13 protein-coding genes are annotated in these 14,862 nt (G+C 53.7%); 5 read left to right on the forward strand and 8 right to left on the reverse strand.

Going from position 1 to position 14,862, the window contains the following annotated elements; genetic code table 11:
- The first annotated feature begins 3 nt into the window (after nucleotides 1-3).
- Both PGRAT_RS25930 and PGRAT_RS33540 read left to right on the forward strand, forming a co-directional pair.
- The gene (locus PGRAT_RS25930) at nucleotides 4-1,467 is read left to right on the forward strand and encodes a S41 family peptidase (RefSeq protein WP_025707019.1); all 1,464 of its coding nucleotides are present in this window, start codon (nucleotides 4-6) and stop codon (nucleotides 1,465-1,467) included.
- 37 nt (nucleotides 1,468-1,504) lie between these two features.
- Nucleotides 1,505-1,720: a hypothetical protein gene (locus PGRAT_RS33540; RefSeq protein WP_156124080.1), complete on the forward strand. Its 216-nt coding sequence runs from the start codon at nucleotides 1,505-1,507 to the stop codon at nucleotides 1,718-1,720.
- Here the strand turns inward: PGRAT_RS33540 and PGRAT_RS32715 are convergent.
- A complete protein-coding gene (locus tag PGRAT_RS32715) occupies nucleotides 1,717-2,313 on the reverse strand; it encodes a YutD family protein (protein WP_025707020.1) in 597 nt (198 codons plus the stop codon). The genes PGRAT_RS33540 and PGRAT_RS32715 overlap by 4 nt on opposite strands.
- A 270-nt stretch (nucleotides 2,314-2,583) precedes the next feature.
- Nucleotides 2,584-3,489: a lipoyl synthase gene (lipA, locus tag PGRAT_RS25940; protein WP_036705898.1), complete on the reverse strand. Its 906-nt coding sequence runs from the start codon at nucleotides 3,487-3,489 to the stop codon at nucleotides 2,584-2,586.
- 232 nt (nucleotides 3,490-3,721) lie between these two features.
- Between lipA and PGRAT_RS25945 the strand changes: the two genes are divergently transcribed.
- On the forward strand, nucleotides 3,722-4,786 hold the full coding sequence (locus PGRAT_RS25945) for a M23 family metallopeptidase (RefSeq protein ID WP_025707022.1): 1,065 nt from the start codon (nucleotides 3,722-3,724) through the stop codon (nucleotides 4,784-4,786).
- A 78-nt stretch (nucleotides 4,787-4,864) separates the two neighbouring features.
- Here the strand turns inward: PGRAT_RS25945 and PGRAT_RS25950 are convergent, their stop codons facing one another.
- On the reverse strand, nucleotides 4,865-6,562 hold the full coding sequence (locus PGRAT_RS25950; protein ID WP_025707023.1) for an alpha-glycosidase: 1,698 nt from the start codon (nucleotides 6,560-6,562) through the stop codon (nucleotides 4,865-4,867).
- 96 nt (nucleotides 6,563-6,658) lie between these two features.
- Here PGRAT_RS25950 and PGRAT_RS25955 point away from each other — a divergent pair, with 96 nt between their 5' ends.
- Nucleotides 6,659-7,678: a LacI family DNA-binding transcriptional regulator gene (locus PGRAT_RS25955; RefSeq protein WP_042267444.1), complete on the forward strand. Its 1,020-nt coding sequence runs from the start codon at nucleotides 6,659-6,661 to the stop codon at nucleotides 7,676-7,678.
- A gap of 141 nt (nucleotides 7,679-7,819) precedes the next feature.
- Here PGRAT_RS25955 and PGRAT_RS25960 read toward each other — a convergent pair whose 3' ends face one another.
- Entirely contained in the window at nucleotides 7,820-8,497 is a 678-nt protein-coding gene (locus tag PGRAT_RS25960) for an alpha/beta hydrolase (RefSeq protein WP_025707681.1), read from the reverse strand.
- 186 nt (nucleotides 8,498-8,683) lie between these two features.
- Here PGRAT_RS25960 and PGRAT_RS25965 point away from each other — a divergent pair, with 186 nt between their 5' ends.
- On the forward strand, nucleotides 8,684-9,106 hold the full coding sequence (locus PGRAT_RS25965) for a hypothetical protein (RefSeq protein WP_155990502.1): 423 nt from the start codon (nucleotides 8,684-8,686) through the stop codon (nucleotides 9,104-9,106).
- A gap of 655 nt (nucleotides 9,107-9,761) precedes the next feature.
- Here the strand turns inward: PGRAT_RS25965 and PGRAT_RS25970 are convergent.
- The 4 genes from PGRAT_RS25970 to yunB form a co-directional block, all read right to left on the reverse strand.
- A complete protein-coding gene (locus PGRAT_RS25970; RefSeq protein WP_238326881.1) occupies nucleotides 9,762-10,517 on the reverse strand; it encodes a glycosyltransferase in 756 nt (251 codons plus the stop codon).
- Entirely contained in the window at nucleotides 10,514-11,830 is a 1,317-nt protein-coding gene (locus tag PGRAT_RS25975; protein WP_042267448.1) for a hypothetical protein, read from the reverse strand. Before PGRAT_RS25975 ends, PGRAT_RS25970 begins: the two co-directional genes overlap by 4 nt.
- Complete coding sequence (locus tag PGRAT_RS25980) at nucleotides 11,827-13,323, reverse strand: glycosyltransferase family protein (RefSeq protein ID WP_025708467.1); 1,497 nt, start codon at nucleotides 13,321-13,323, stop codon at nucleotides 11,827-11,829. Before PGRAT_RS25980 ends, PGRAT_RS25975 begins: the two co-directional genes overlap by 4 nt.
- A 183-nt stretch (nucleotides 13,324-13,506) precedes the next feature.
- The gene (gene yunB / locus PGRAT_RS34530; RefSeq protein ID WP_025708468.1) at nucleotides 13,507-14,721 is read right to left on the reverse strand and encodes a sporulation protein YunB; all 1,215 of its coding nucleotides are present in this window, start codon (nucleotides 14,719-14,721) and stop codon (nucleotides 13,507-13,509) included.
- Nucleotides 14,722-14,862: the final 141 nt, after the last annotated feature.

Genomic DNA, 14,862 nt, shown 5'->3' on the forward strand with positions numbered 1-14,862 from the left:
ATCATGAAATCAGGCAAGGTAATCACTGCGGCCCTCAGCGGCTGTCTGGCTGTATCGCTTATTCTGGCTCCCGCTGCTCTGGCAGCGGACAGTTCTCAGGCGGCGTCCGGCACAGACCAGGCACAAGCGGCTGCCTCCACGGATCAGATTAACGAAATTATGCAGTATCTGGAGCAATATAATGTGGAGGGAATCGATCAGGACACACTGATCCGCGGAGCGATTGACGGCATGGTGAACACCCTCAACGATCCCTACAGCCAGTACTTCGACAAGGATGAGGCTGCTGAGTTCAGCCATGCGGTCGATCTTGAATATGTCGGCATCGGCATCCGGATGGTCTACACCGCCAAAGAACTGTATATTGAAGAAGTTGTGGCCGGTTCTCCGGCAGAACAAGCCGGCCTTAAGCGCGGCGATACCATTCTCAAAATTAACGGTGTAAAAATCGAAAACACCAAAGGCGATGAGCTGAGCGGTACAGCGGGCACCAAGGTATCCCTGCTCGTCAGCAGAAAAGGGATGTTGAAAACTTTCAGCGTCAAACGCAGCGAGATGGCCTCCACCTCAGTAACCAGCAAAATGCTTGGACAGAATATAGCTTATATCTCAATTGGGGGCTTCACGCAAAATGCGGATGAGGAGTTCACAACAGCACTAGATAAAATGCGTGCCGGCGGCATGAAATCCCTGGTGCTCGACCTGCGGGACAATACGGGCGGCTACATGGATTCCGCCTATAACATTGCTGCCAAATTTATGGACAAGGGCATTATGATGTACACCTCCGACCAGAGCGGAGTCTTAACCCCGGTAACCATTACCGATGGCAGCAAAATTGGAGTGCCGGTTGTAGTGCTGACTAATGAATACACCGCCAGTGCTTCCGAGGCGCTTACCGGTGCCCTTCACGACAATAAGCTGGCAACGGTAGTGGGCACACGTTCCTTCGGCAAAGCACGGATTCAGAGTCTGATTCCGGTATCGGATGGGGCCGAACTAAAGCTGACGACACAGAAATATCTGACGCCAAGCAAAGAGGACTTCAACCATATCGGGTTGGCCCCGGACATTGAAGTCCAAGGCAAAACGGCACAATTGATCACCGCCCTGCAAATTGCCGGAATGAACAGAATGACAGCTTCGGGCGACAATCATATTCTTGATGTGAACGGCAGTCCTTTTGCCGGAAATGTCGGACTGATCAAACAAGGAAATACGATCTACGCTTCCTCGCGCGTGCTGGCTGCCCTGTTGGAGAGCGAAGTCTCCTGGGATGCCAAGAACAAAAAAGTGCTCGTCACAAACGGCACAGGCAAGGTATCCGGGTTCGCCCTGGCTTCCAAAGAGGCCCTGTCACAGAACAATGAGACGTTCATTGATGTAAAAGCCTTTCAGCAAAAGTTCCCATCTCTGGTATGGAGCTACAACGCATCGCAGAATCAACTAAAGCTAAGTGTAAAGTAACAGAGTGCTAAACGGCTGCACCGTCCATTTAAGGAGGGTGCAGCCGTTTTTTGGCGGGACACCGGCAACACCCGGCGGTGCTCCAACAACGGTAGTTCTGCCGTTGTTTTCTTGCCTGCCGCCCGGCGGTGCTCCAACAACGGCACTTAAGGAATTTCATAATTTCCTTAATCATAAAAAAGGTGTCCCGGAAGCCAGCAAACTGGCTGCCCAGACACCTTTTTTTAGATTACCAGCCTTTTTAAGGCCTTAATTCAAAGGATTCTGCGGCTGGTTTTGCGGTGGTCTGCCTTGGGAATCCTTGTTGTTTCTTCTGCCCTGATTCTCTTTATTGCGGTGATTCCGGCTTTGATGTTCGCGGACAGGTCTATCCTTTGCCCCATTCTCTTTGGCTGTGGCCCCCGCATTTTTGTCACGGGCTGCCGGATTTGAATTAGAGGGCCTGGAAGATGGGTCCCGCTGCACCTTGGCTGTTACCACCGGTTCTGCGGAGGCCTGCTCCATTTCATCGTCTGTTCCGGGCTCAGGGACTTCTTTGGTTAAAATATCCTTGAAGCTGCCTTCTTTCGGCGTTTCCTTCAATTTATGAAGTACAAAATAAGCACAGCCAAAATTGCAGTATTCATTAATGTAATCCACCATGCCAGAAATTGCTGTGTCCCGGTTCACCTTCGGGTGATTATCCCGGTAAAAGCCTTTCAGGCGCAATTGGCTGTAGCCCCAGTCACCGATAATGTAATCGTACCGGTCCAGCACTTCACTGTATCTTCCGCGAAACGCCTCCGGGTTCCAGCCGTCTTTGTGATCCAATACGAGCTCGTAGCCCTTTCCACCTATAACGATCAAGCGTTTGTCGCCTGCCTTTCAATATGATGAGAGAGGGTGGCGTAAGATAACCCGTCATTCTGCGGGTTTTGGATCTCCGGCCGCTGTTGTTGTCTGATTTCTTCAATTGATACGCTAGACGGTTGAAATCAGATAACAAAGGCGGACGCTGACGCTCCTCCAATTCCAAAATCCCTCTCCATGACCCCCTCAACGCGGGAGGACTAAACCTAAAGACTAAACCCTACTGTGACTCCGTCACGGGACAAATTTATACCTTGAATTTGCAGCTTACAAAGAAACGCTGCGTTCCTCGCGGGCAGCCGTAGCCGACTTCACCTGCTCATGCGCATGATAGGAGCTGCGCACCAGAGGACCGGACTCCACATGGCTGAACCCGCGCTTCAGTCCCTCTTCCTTGAGCAGGGCAAATTCCTCAGGGGTATAGAATTTCTCAACATTCAGGTGCTTGGGTGAGGGCTGCAAGTACTGGCCTAATGTCAATATATCACAATCCACCGCACGCAAGTCATCCATCGCCTGCAGAATCTCATCCCATTCCTCACCTACGCCAAGCATAATACTGGATTTGGTCGGAATCTCCGGCTTGATCTCCTTTGCTCTGCCTAGCAACTCCAGGGAACGGCGGTATTTGGCCCGGGCCCGCACGCGGTCGGACATCCGCTCCACCGTCTCAATGTTGTGGTTCAGGATATCCGGTTTGCTATTCATTACAATTTCCAGACTGTCCCGTTCCCCAAGGAAGTCTGGAATCAGCACCTCTACGCTGCACAGCGGAAGCCGCTTACGGATTGCAGCCACGGTCTCGGCAAAAATCCTTGCGCCGCCATCCTTCAGATCATCCCGGGCCACACTGGTTACAACACAATGCTTAAGCTTCATATTTTCGGCAGCCTCGGCCACACGCTCCGGCTCCTGAAGATCAAGCTCGGTAGGCAGGCCGGTGTTCACGGCACAGAACCGGCAGGCCCGGGTGCAAATGTCACCCAGAATCATAAAAGTAGCTGTGCGGTTGGCCCAGCATTCATAGATATTCGGGCAGCGCGCTTCCTCACATACGGTATGCAGGGTTTTGGAACGCATCATGCCTTTAATTTCCTGATAATTATCACCAGTCGTTAATTTGATTTTGATCCAGTCTGGCTTGGGTTGTTTGGCTGTTCGATTATTAGTCAAAGTGGAGAACCCCGCTTTCGCCTGAATAGTAGTCGCACCCTTAAAAGTTTGCTGCCTCATATTATAGCATGTGCAAGGGCCATTTGCCCGCTTTTGTGAACCTTTAAGCAAGAACGGATAAAAAGAGGCCTTTTGCTTCAATCTAAAAGAAAAGCACCCGTCCGGGGTGCCCTTCGATAAAGAACTTCATCATTTATAAAAAATCAGCACACGGACCAAGGAGGTTGTTAACATGCTGGCCCTATTCAGAATTGCTGCAATACGCAAAACAGTGCTCTGCTTGTCGGCCGCCGCCATGCTCTGGGGCGATAGCGATGCTGTGGCCGCCGCCGCAGGGAATAACCTGCCTGCAGTCAGCGGTGAAGCTTCAGGCAAGGGGAATCTCACTGCCAGCCGTAAGGAGCTTTATGATCAAATGAGCGCGGCTACCGGCATTGCCTGGTTCCGTTTCGCCGCTATCGACCAGTATGAGCGGACGATTGCCAAGAAGAAAAGCGGGACTGAAGACCAAGCCAAATCACGCCTTACCGGAATCAGCTTTCCCCCGCCAGTGTGGTGCGGGCCGCTGAATCCGGATCAGGCAGACCAGTCGCCGGAATCCATCAGCTTTTTTGGCGGATTTGGAAAAGACGGCTCCGGCGACGGCTTAGCCGATCCCGAGAATGATGCCGATGTGCTCTACAGTATGGCAAGTCATCTGATGAAATACGGCGACTCCTCCAGCGATTTCAATATTGGTGTATGGGAATATTACCATAACGGCCGGGCCACGCTGCGGATAGAGCAGTTCGCCAAGCTGTATGAGCATTTCGGACGTCTTGATTTATCGGGCAGTGCTTTTCCGCTGCCGGTCGGGAAGACTTATTCCTACAGAAGCACCTGGGGGACAGGCAGAAGCTGGGGCGGAGCACGTATCCATGAAGGGACGGATCTGTTCACACCTCATGGCATGACTGTGCGCAGCACCTGCTTCGGCATCGTTGAAACCAAGGGCTGGAACCGCTATGGCGGTTGGCGGATCGGTATCCGCGATATCGAAAACCGCTACCATTATTACGCCCACCTGGCCGGATTCGAAAAATCCCTCTCCCGGGGTGATATAGTGGCTCCAGGCCAGACGATCGGCTGGGTCGGCAGTTCCGGCTACGGCAAACCCGGCACTCAAGGCAAATTCCCGCCTCACCTGCATTATGGCATCTACCGTGACCGCGGGATTACCGAATGGGCCTTCGATCCCTATCCATTGCTTAAGCAGTGGGAAACCCAGGAATACCGGGCCTTGAGGAAAAAGAAATAGCAGCAGTTTGCCTTCACCGCAAAAGAATCTCCCCGCCCCTAACGGGTGCTTTATCCGCCCGAAGGGGTTGAAGTTATTCTAATTAAGCATCAGGCAGCCAAAGGGTTCAATCTCCACCAGAAGACGTCCGGTGCCGGGAAAGGTTGCTCCGGTCAGCAGGTCAGTCAGAACGCTGGCGTCAGAACGGAAACGGCTAAGCTCCAGCTGGTAGCGGTTAGGGGAATTATTGATCAACAGCCCCATTTGGTCCTGACCGCTGCACCGGATATAGCCGAGAACATTACGGGCTTCATCCGTGAACCAGGGACGGAAAGCGCCTTTTCGCAGCACCTCATACTGTTTCCGGAATGAAATCAGCCGGGTATACCAGGCATGAAGCGCCGTGTTCTGCTCCTGCTCCTCCCACACCATCGGCATTCTGCAGTGCGGATCTGTTGCTCCCTCCATGCCCACTTCATCTCCGTAATAAATCATCGGCATCCCGATATAGGTCATTTGGAAAAACACCGCCAGCCGCATCCGCTGAATGGCTGTGTTCTCATGATCCCAGCCCCGTCCCCCCTGCTTGCAGGCCGTCAGAAAACGCAGCGTATCATGGCTGCCAAGCAGCTGGAACATGGCTGAATTTGCCTGATCATTACATAACGCCTCCTGATGTAACACCTGTTCCATAAAGCGCACTGGTCCTGCATATTGCTCTGCAAAAAACTCCAGCACTGCGTCGCGCAGCACATAATTCATGCCCCCGTCGAACTGGTCGCCCCTCAGCCAAGGGCCGGAATCATGCATGATCTCACCGATCAGCAGCAGTTCGGGAAATTCGGCCTTCAGCTCCCGGCGGAACCGCGTCCAGAACCTTGGGGATACCTCATTGGCCACATCCAGACGCCAGCCGTCGATCCCCGCTTCCCGCACCCAATGCTTGGAGACCTCCATCATATAATCAGCCACTTCGGGGTTATCCATATTCAGCTTGGGCATATGCGCTTCCGCTTTGGCGAAGGTCTCATAGTTCGGGGAAGGCGTCTGCACTACCGGAAAGGAATGAATTACAAACCAGTCTTTGTACCGGGAATTCTCTCCGTGCTCAAGCACATCCTTGAAGGCAAAAAAATTATCTCCGGAATGGTTGAACACAGCATCCAGCAGCACTCTGATCCCGTGGCGGTGGGCTTCATCCACCAATGCCTTTAAATCCTCCGTGCTGCCAAATGCAGGATCAACCTTGTAATAATCCGAGGTATTGTATTTGTGCGCGGAGGGGGAATCAAAAATCGGCGTCATGTACATGGCCGTAATCCCCAACTGGTGCAGATAGGGGATTTTTTCTGTTATTCCTTTCAGGGTTCCTCCGTTATAGCTGCTGGGAAAAATCTGATAGACAACCGCATCGGAGCTCCAGGAGGGCAGCTTAACCGCTTCCGGCCGGTGCATGTAAGCATACTGAAAAGAGCCTGCGTGCTCCCTGTTCTCAGACAGCCCCCGCTCCCCGTACCATACATATTCACCGGCAGGGTTCTCGACATGGAATAAATATCTGCATTTGCCGGTTTCCGACTGAATAACAGCCTCGTGGATTTCATAAGCTCCGGCAGAGCCGATCCGTTCCATCGGAAGCGGAATTTCGTTCCCCGGCGAGTCATAGCGGTCGGAGTGAATCACAGTGCAGGACAGCTGCTGGCCATTTTGCACAAAGAGGCGCAGCTTCAAAGTGCCGGAACCAACCGGAAAGGCAAAGGGATCTTCAGCAGTATGGTATAGAAACCAACGAATCATATTATACAAGCTCCTTTTATTGTATGATGGGATTATATCTTGATTAACGAATATTAATCATTCAAAAAAAACCGTCAGGACCGTGAGGGAAAACATATGAAGGTAACGATTAAGGATATCGCCATTGCGGCGGGGGTAGCCAAATCCACTGTATCTAAGGTGCTGAATGATTCACCAAAAATTTCGCAGGAAACCAAACAAAAGGTCAGAGAAATTATGAAACAGATGAATTACACACCCAGCAGCATCGCCACAGGCTTGGCCCGGCAGAGCAGCAGCAATATTGGACTGTTAATCGATATGTCCAAGTCCAGCGAATTCCTGAACCAGTTCTTCTACAACATTATCGGCGGAATTGAGAGTGTAATCGGCTCCTTGAAATATGAGCTGACCATTGCCAATGTCGAGCACAATCACCCTCATGGCCATTTCCTGCACAGGCTTGTCAGAAGCAAAAAGGTGGATGGCCTTATCGCCAACACCTCGGTCCTGACAGAGGAGCTGTGCACCCAGCTTAACCATCTTGAGTTTCCTTATATCTCGCTGGGAGAGATTTCAGCATCCGGATGCTGGGTCGACTTCGACAACGAAGCCGGCGGCAGAATGCTCACCAGCCATCTGCTAGAGGAGGGCTATTCTGCGGTGGCTTTTATTGGCGGATGCGAGGGAGACCCGCTCTTCATCCGGCGGCTGAACGGCTACCGGCAGGTGCTTGGGCAGGCTGGCAAGCCGCTCCGCGAAGAATGGATTATTAATGGCGAAGCAGAAGAGGCGTTTGGCTATCAAGCGGCAAAGCAGCTGCTGTTAAGCGAGACAACGCCGGACTCGGTAATCTGTATGAGCAATTTTGCAGCTTATGGGGTGCTGCTGGCTGCCAGAGAGCTTGGGGTGCAGGTTCCAGCAGAGCTTGGGATTGCAACCTTTGATGATTATCCCTTGTCCCGCTATACCACACCTCCGTTAACCTCGCTTAATCTGGATACCTTCCATCTCGGCGTATCTGCCGGAGAACTGTTAATGGAACGGATTGGCGGCAAAAATGAATCTGTTCAGAAGCTGCTGCTGGCGCCGGAACTCCTTCCGCGGGAATCCACATGCAGAATTTCAAGAGCATAGACACCGATAGGGAAACCGGTTTCCCTAAATAGAAACTATCACACCGATTAAGGGATGTCAACGGAATATGACACGCTAAAAAACCTCCTCCACGCTTGTTGTGAAGGAGGTTTTGCCGTGTACAGGCATTTCTGACGGAGTTCAATTCAGTCCAGCACGGCCGGAGGTCTGTATGAACTGCAGCACTTCATTCATCATCTGCCCGCTGTGTTCAGCGTGGCACAGCATATGTCCGCTTCGCTCTACCATTAATACCCGCTTGCTTCCTGAGGGGATTGTCCGCTGCAGATAAGCCGCGCTTTTGGCTCTCACGAGATGATCTCTCCGGCCCTGGACAATCAGAGTCGGGATCTCAATCTGCGGATAAATATTGAAGCTCTCCCGCACCAGACGCAAGAATTCCTTGGTGGCCTTCGCCGGGGTCGCTCCGAATTTGCTAAGGTAGTTTCTAACCATAACCGGGCTGCCCAGGGTTCTTGCAATCTCCAGCAGATTCAAAGGAAAGACAGGTGTGGACAGCAGGGTAAGCGACTTGATGCGGCCTTGATATTGTACCGACAAATGGGAAGCGATCAGGGCTCCGGTCGAAAAACCGATCAGATGCACTCCCCCACCGCCAAGGAGCAGATCCTGCAGCTGATCTTCGGCGCTTTGCCGCCATTCATGCCTGTCGGATTGCAGCAGATCGTTCCGGCTGCCCCCATGCCCCTTGAGTGTAAACGTTCTGGCATGGCAATCATGCCGCTCCAGAAATTGCGCGAGCGGCGAGATTTCATACTCACCCCCCGTAAAGCCATGGATGAACAGACACCTCTCCATATTTGACCTCTTTTCACTGAATGATTGAGCCTGAAGGTATTATGTAGCATGCCCTTATTTATCCTATTTTAAGAAAAATAAACCTCAACAGTCAATTCTGCAACTAAGGATGCGGATACCAAACGCCGTCTGTGTATGATTGCAGCCATTTGCCGTTGGCAGGATAACAGGCCGCAGGCAGAGCGCTTGCAATTTGCAGACGCACCGGAATCCTTGCGCTCTGCGCTGCTGTTTGTCCATGAACAGTTGACACAGCATAATACGGCTCTAGCCATGCCGGGCGAGGCCGGGAACCTGCCCCAGATTATCGCGGAGCTGGTCCGGCAGGCGGTGAAGCTGCGCTGCTTCGGGCTGGCTGCCGAGCTGGCCGGTCTTTTTCCGGAACACCGGACGGATTGGGCAGAAGCCTTATATGAATCGGGACCGTTGAAAGAAGCAGGGGAACTTTTAATTACCCTGGCTGCCGATCAGCAAGCGGGGGAAAGGTTTCCTTTTATCTGGCGGAGATGCTGTTTGATAAAGGCCACTATGGCGAAGCTGCTGAATGGTTCAAGCATATGCTTGCCGGTACGCCAGGGCATGAACCCTCCCGCATCGGGCTGCCGCTAAGCTATCTCCACCTTGCCAGGCTGGAGCTGGATAGGGCCGCAGCCTCCGAGACGGCTTTTAAAATACGGAAATGAGAGGTATGCGAGAGTACGAAAAGTGTGAGAAGCAGTAGGGGTTAAGGGGCAGGAAATGCGGTAACAGCTTAAGGAGTACAACCGATTCCCAGTTCAGGCACCCTTAGATTGCAGAATGTGAAATAGACACCCATGCGCTGTGCGCCACCTTAGAGGATGCAAATATAAAAGTGAAATGAATATGTAGGATAGACTGCCAGCAAAACAGCTCCGTGGTAGCAAGCCATAGTGGAAAAAGGGAGCTTAAATTCCTCAGAAACTAACAATCTCGAGGTTAAAATGGAAAAAGGAAACTTAATTCAGCAATTTTCCCTTATCTGGAGTAAAACAGCTCAATTAGTGTACCTTTTTCCACTTCACCTGCCAGGTTGCTTGATGCTCAAGCAAATTAGCGATACTTTCTCCACCTAACCAGCTGGAGCAATAGAGCCCGATGGTTTGGTTCGTGCATTGAGTTGAGGCTGAAGCAGATGGAGTGATCAAGTACCTATAACCCAATAGCGTCCGCTCAAGTTATTGAACAAGATTACTTCATCCGGGAATAAAATATTATCTCGTCCCCTGCCACTGAAATCCAACCGCTATTCCGGTCTGCCGAGCCCCCGCCGCTCCTGCCATTCCACGAGACGGGGATTCTCATCCAAAATGGAGGCGTACTGTTCCAGGCTGCCCCATTTCCCTTCGGGGTCCAGCTCCATGTAGCGGTCATATTTCTCACGGAGGGCTTCGGGCGGGAGTGCCCAGCCGTAGTGCTTCACGCGCAGCTCGGTCAGGAACCCCGGCAGAACGGCGTAGGATAGCGGCAGACGGGGAACATGATGATCCATTTGAGGTGTAAAATAATAATACTGCGGCAGATAACGGACCAGCGTCCGGGTATGTTTGGTATGGATATTCCAGTGTTCGTCTTCCCGATAATGCGTAGTGCCGCCCCAGAAGTCATACAGCCGGAAGGCCACCCAGTCGTACACATCCTGATCTATCAGGCGGCGCATTTCCTGTTTGGCCTCTTCTTCGTAGAATTCGTCGGCATCCACGGACAGCAGCCAGTCCGGTTCCGTCGACACCGCCAGTTCCCACAAGGTCCGCCGCAGCTCCCACTCCCGGTTGAACCGTGACTCTCCCAGCGTCACCAGCTTTGTAACTTTGGCAAAAGACTCGCACAGACGCGCCGTGCCATCCGTGCTGGCGTCATCCACGATGACGATATCGTCCACAAAACCGCTTAGCTCCTCCAGCACCTGTTCCAAATAGCGGCCGTTTTCATTGCGCACCTGCATCATGGCGGTCAGGCGGTTCCCGGAGGTTTTGCGCAGCGGTCTCCCCTTGTTCATCATCGGTCCTCCCCCTTTAACCGGCCTACCGCTTCCTCCAGGTCAGCCATCTCTGCGAATAATGTGCGGGCTTCCCCGCCTGCTCCTGCCACCCGCAGGAAGCTGCGGATTGCCGCATGTCTTCTGCCATGCAGCAGATGCAGCGTACCTTCAATGACTGGCAGCTGAATGCCGCCGTATACAGGAATTTCCGTCCCGGCCAGCAGCACCGCGCTTGCGGGATGCACCGCACTGCCTGGAAGCACTGCGCCATCCGGCAGTGGAATATTTCCCGCCTCGCCGCCGTTGAGCCCCGATTCACGCTGGATCTGCAGCGCTTTGTCCCACTGAAAGGAGGTGATGTAATTTTGCAGCAGCAGCGGCTGCGCTTCGGGGCAGGACAAGTTCTCCAGAATCCGGACAGCCTCAGCGATGTCCTCGTTCACACGGTAAATTTCAGCCTGAAGCAGTTCGAATTGCCCGTTGTCCAGCCACTGCCGCATCTGCACGGCTGTCTTTCTCTCTTCCTCGGTAAACGCTGTGATCTCATACTGGGCGACAGCAAGGTCCAGATTGCCCTTCTTCGCTTCAATTGCCGAAAAAAAACGGTAATGGGAGTGCAGGCAATCGGTATAATCATGAAGCAGCATGAGTTCAAAAGATCTTGCCAGATAACGCCCGGCGGCTTCATCTCCCAGCAAATACAAATACGTGGCAGCCAGATAATGCACCGTCGGCTGGGCAGGCAGCTTTCCGCACGTGGATACGTAGAAATCCGCTCTCAGGCGGTGCTGTGTGAATAGCCATCCCCCTGCCCCGGGAGAAGCAGGCTGCCACAATTCTGTAAGCGCCCGGGTCCAGATGGCTTCATAGTCAGTCAAAAAAAACAGCCGGTCCCCCCGCCGGATCAGACCGCAGGACAACGGATGATCCCCGCCGAGATAAACCACCTTTGGTCTGTACAGATTCTGCTCCAGATATAACCGTTCCGAAGCTGTACCCACCAGATCTGCCCTGGCGGCGAGCAGGGCGCTGTATTTATCCCACATCGCGTTATCCTCGCCTTCGGGACACGGCTCCAGCAGTGCCACTATATATCCCGGCTTCAGAGCCAGCACATCCTGCAGCCAATAGGGCGAAGAGACAAGTATGGTATACCCCTTGCCATCCAGAGTTTTTAATTCCGCCAGGGACACCGGGCGGACCCCGCTGCCAGCCTGCTGATCGGAGGTCATCCCGCCGGCAAAACAGACCTCTGCCCGTTCCGGCAGAAGATCCAGCAGTCTTTTATAGGGATAATCCTCCCAAGGGACATGGCTGAGAATCAAGTAATTCATAACCGGACCTCCCCGCCAGAACGCCGGGGGAGGATGTTCGCTTCAGGCGGACCGCCTATATATCCAATCGCCAGGGAGGGCTGCGGCTCCAGTTGTAGGCCGTGACCGGATACCTTCTGTCTGGTGATACGGCCCGGGACGATTCCACTCCTGTGGGCAATCCGCTCCAGGGGCAGCTTCAGCGGGAGCAGGGGAGACAACCCCTGATGTGGTGCAGGCTCCTCCATTGCAGAAGCCGCCCGGCTGACCACGAGGTCGGCTGAACCATGCAGGACAGCTTCGGCAATCCGCTTCACATAATGACTGTCGTAATCTGCAGAAGCAGAGAGATATACTACGATCTCGCTGCCATATAAGGCGGCGACATTCTCCAGAGCATGCAGCCAGGAGTCCTCGCCTTGAACTGCAATGACCGCATCCTGCTCCCGTACCGGAAATTCCGGGAGGGCATCCCTGCGGCTGTCCCTGATCCATACCCAGCGGATGTTGCCGTAGCTCTGCTGCCCTTGCAGCCTCTTCTGGGATTCACAGGACTCTTCCGGCGTAAGCATAAGCCGCCTCTCAGAATAGACAACCGCCGTGACAAGCGGAACCGGTGCTGCTGCTGTTTTTTCCAGCGCTATCCCTGGCCTCGGCGGCAGAACTGAAACATCTGAAGGGATCGGAAGAATCCCTTCCTCCACGTTCACAGCACTGTGGTCCAGACCCCATTTGGCCAGATACGCTTGAACTCCATCCTGTATAGCGTCATGTTCAGCTTTTGCATGGGCTTCCGGAAGCGGCTGCAGGGAGTGAACGTACATAGCATCGCTCAGCACCAGACGGGCACCCCGCTGACGGGCCCGCAGGCACCAGTCGGCCACCATCAGCTGCCGCTTGACAAGCGTGGAATCGAACCCGCCGATACGCTGCAGCAGTTCCCGCGTGAAGACCAGACAGGAGCCGCACAGTACGGCGGCCTCATGCCATTCGCCCTGCCGCCGTCCCAGCGAATGGGTGACATAAGCAGACAATTCCTGTTCAGTGCCGAAATGCAGCTGCTCCCTGGCTTCACCCAGTTCAGTTGAAGAGCGGGGAGCAACCGCCTGGACGGAAGGGTCATCGACAAACGGCCACAGCAGATTGCCAACCCAGCCCGGAGTCACCATCACACTGTCCTCAATCAGCGCGACAAAAGAGGTCCCGGCATAAGCCAACGCCTCGTTCACCCCATATTTTCCGGGTTCATAAGGAATAAAGGTTGCCCCGGGAAAAGCCTCCGCCAACGGCTTCAGCGGAAAATCCGTATCCATGGCAACCCCAATCAACGAAATCGAAGCACCGGAGTGCTGCTGCAGAAGGTTCAGACATTCCCCGGCCCACGCGGCATAACGCAGCTCCACCACCACGGTTATGCCATCCTGCACCGGCAGCGGAAGCAATCCTTCCCGCTCCAGGTAGCTGTATCTGCCTGCCAGACGCTCGTTCCTGACAGAATGCTTAGAATCTGACATTAGGGCTCACTCTCCATTAGGTAAAAATAATGCTACCTAAAGTGTATGAGCGGTTTGCCGCAGGTATCCCTGCCCTGTGAGATAATCTCGGCACCACTCTTTATCAGGGGATTTCCAGTCAGGAATGGTTGCAGCAGCGCCCGCTGTTCATATCCAATAAGCGGAACGAACTTGTATAAGCTTTCACTCGCCCCCCGCTTCAGGGGAAGAGCTGCCTGTTTCCTCCTCCGTATGGCCAGTATCCGCTGCACCTGAATCCGGAGAAGGGGTAGCCTCTCCCGGAGAATTGCCAGTTTCGGCGTTGCTGCTGTCAGGCACCGTTGTCCCCGCCTTATTCCCGTCTACGGAAGGTGCAGGAATGGCAATTCCCGGCGCGCTGCTGCCGTTGTCTCCGACAGGCTGGCCCTGGTTATCATAGTAGTACATAGGAACATCACCGACCACCATCAGATAGGAAACGGGAATTTCGGTATCCACTACCTGCGGTTCCATATCGAACGGGATAATGACGGCTACCTCGGTGACAATATGAATGTATACCTCCACCAGAATCATATTAATTCCGGCATCCTTCTGGCGGGTATTCAGCTCCACCTTGACCGCACCCTGTGGTTCAATCTTAATCGGCACATCCGGACCAAAGGAAGCAATCAGCGAACTTCCCAGCGCTTGACCAAGCGGAATACGCTCCGTCTGGTTATGCAGCTCCTGCAGTGTGGACTGGATCACTTCTGCCGCCTGTGACGTAATGCGCATATGCTCCTTATAATTGAGCATGAAGCCCGATATTTTGCCTTCCTTGTCCGTTTTCCAGTCAATCAGCGCTTCAGCGTTCCCTGTATCGGCCACCTGGGTGGTGATCGCCTTGTTGATCGATTCGGTAGCAATCTGCTTGACACGGATTTGTGCCAAATGAAGAATAGGCGGCTTCAAATGCTTCTCCACATAACGAAGGCTCTGCAGCACTGCCAGAACGAGCACCAGGCTGAGAATGAGCCAGAACCTGCCCCGTCTGCGCGGCTTCTGGCTCCGTACTGAAGAACCAGCTCCAGCCTTCTCCCCTTCACCACTGCCCGGCAGGCGCAAAAATCTCCTGCCCTTCGGCTTTCCATACCGTAAGCCCTGACCGGACAAGCGGCTGCCCGCTTTGGAAGGCTTGGCCTTGAACACCGGACTGCGTCCAGCAGGTCCCAGAATTCCTTCCTTGGATGGTTTGGCCCTGAATGCCGGGCTGCGTCCAGCAAGTACAGGGATTCCTTCCTTAGATGGTTTGGCCTTGAATGCCGGGCTGCGTCCTGCTGCTCCCGGAATGCCCCCCCAACCCAGCCTGGGCAGCCGCAGCCGTCCCAGATTGGGGACCTTTGCGCTCCGGCTCCCCCATTTTTTGATTCTGCCCATGCCCTCTGTCCCTCCCGACCTTCACGGAGGTCTAGCCGCCTCCGGTTACTATAGGCTATTCGGGACACGCACAAAATAACCCCCTAAAGTGGGGACCAGACTGCAGCAAAAGCAAAAAGAACGCAACCTCCAGCGAATGGC

The organism is Paenibacillus graminis (genome assembly GCF_000758705.1).
In the GTDB taxonomy this organism is placed as follows: domain Bacteria; phylum Bacillota; class Bacilli; order Paenibacillales; family Paenibacillaceae; genus Paenibacillus_AQ; species Paenibacillus_AQ graminis.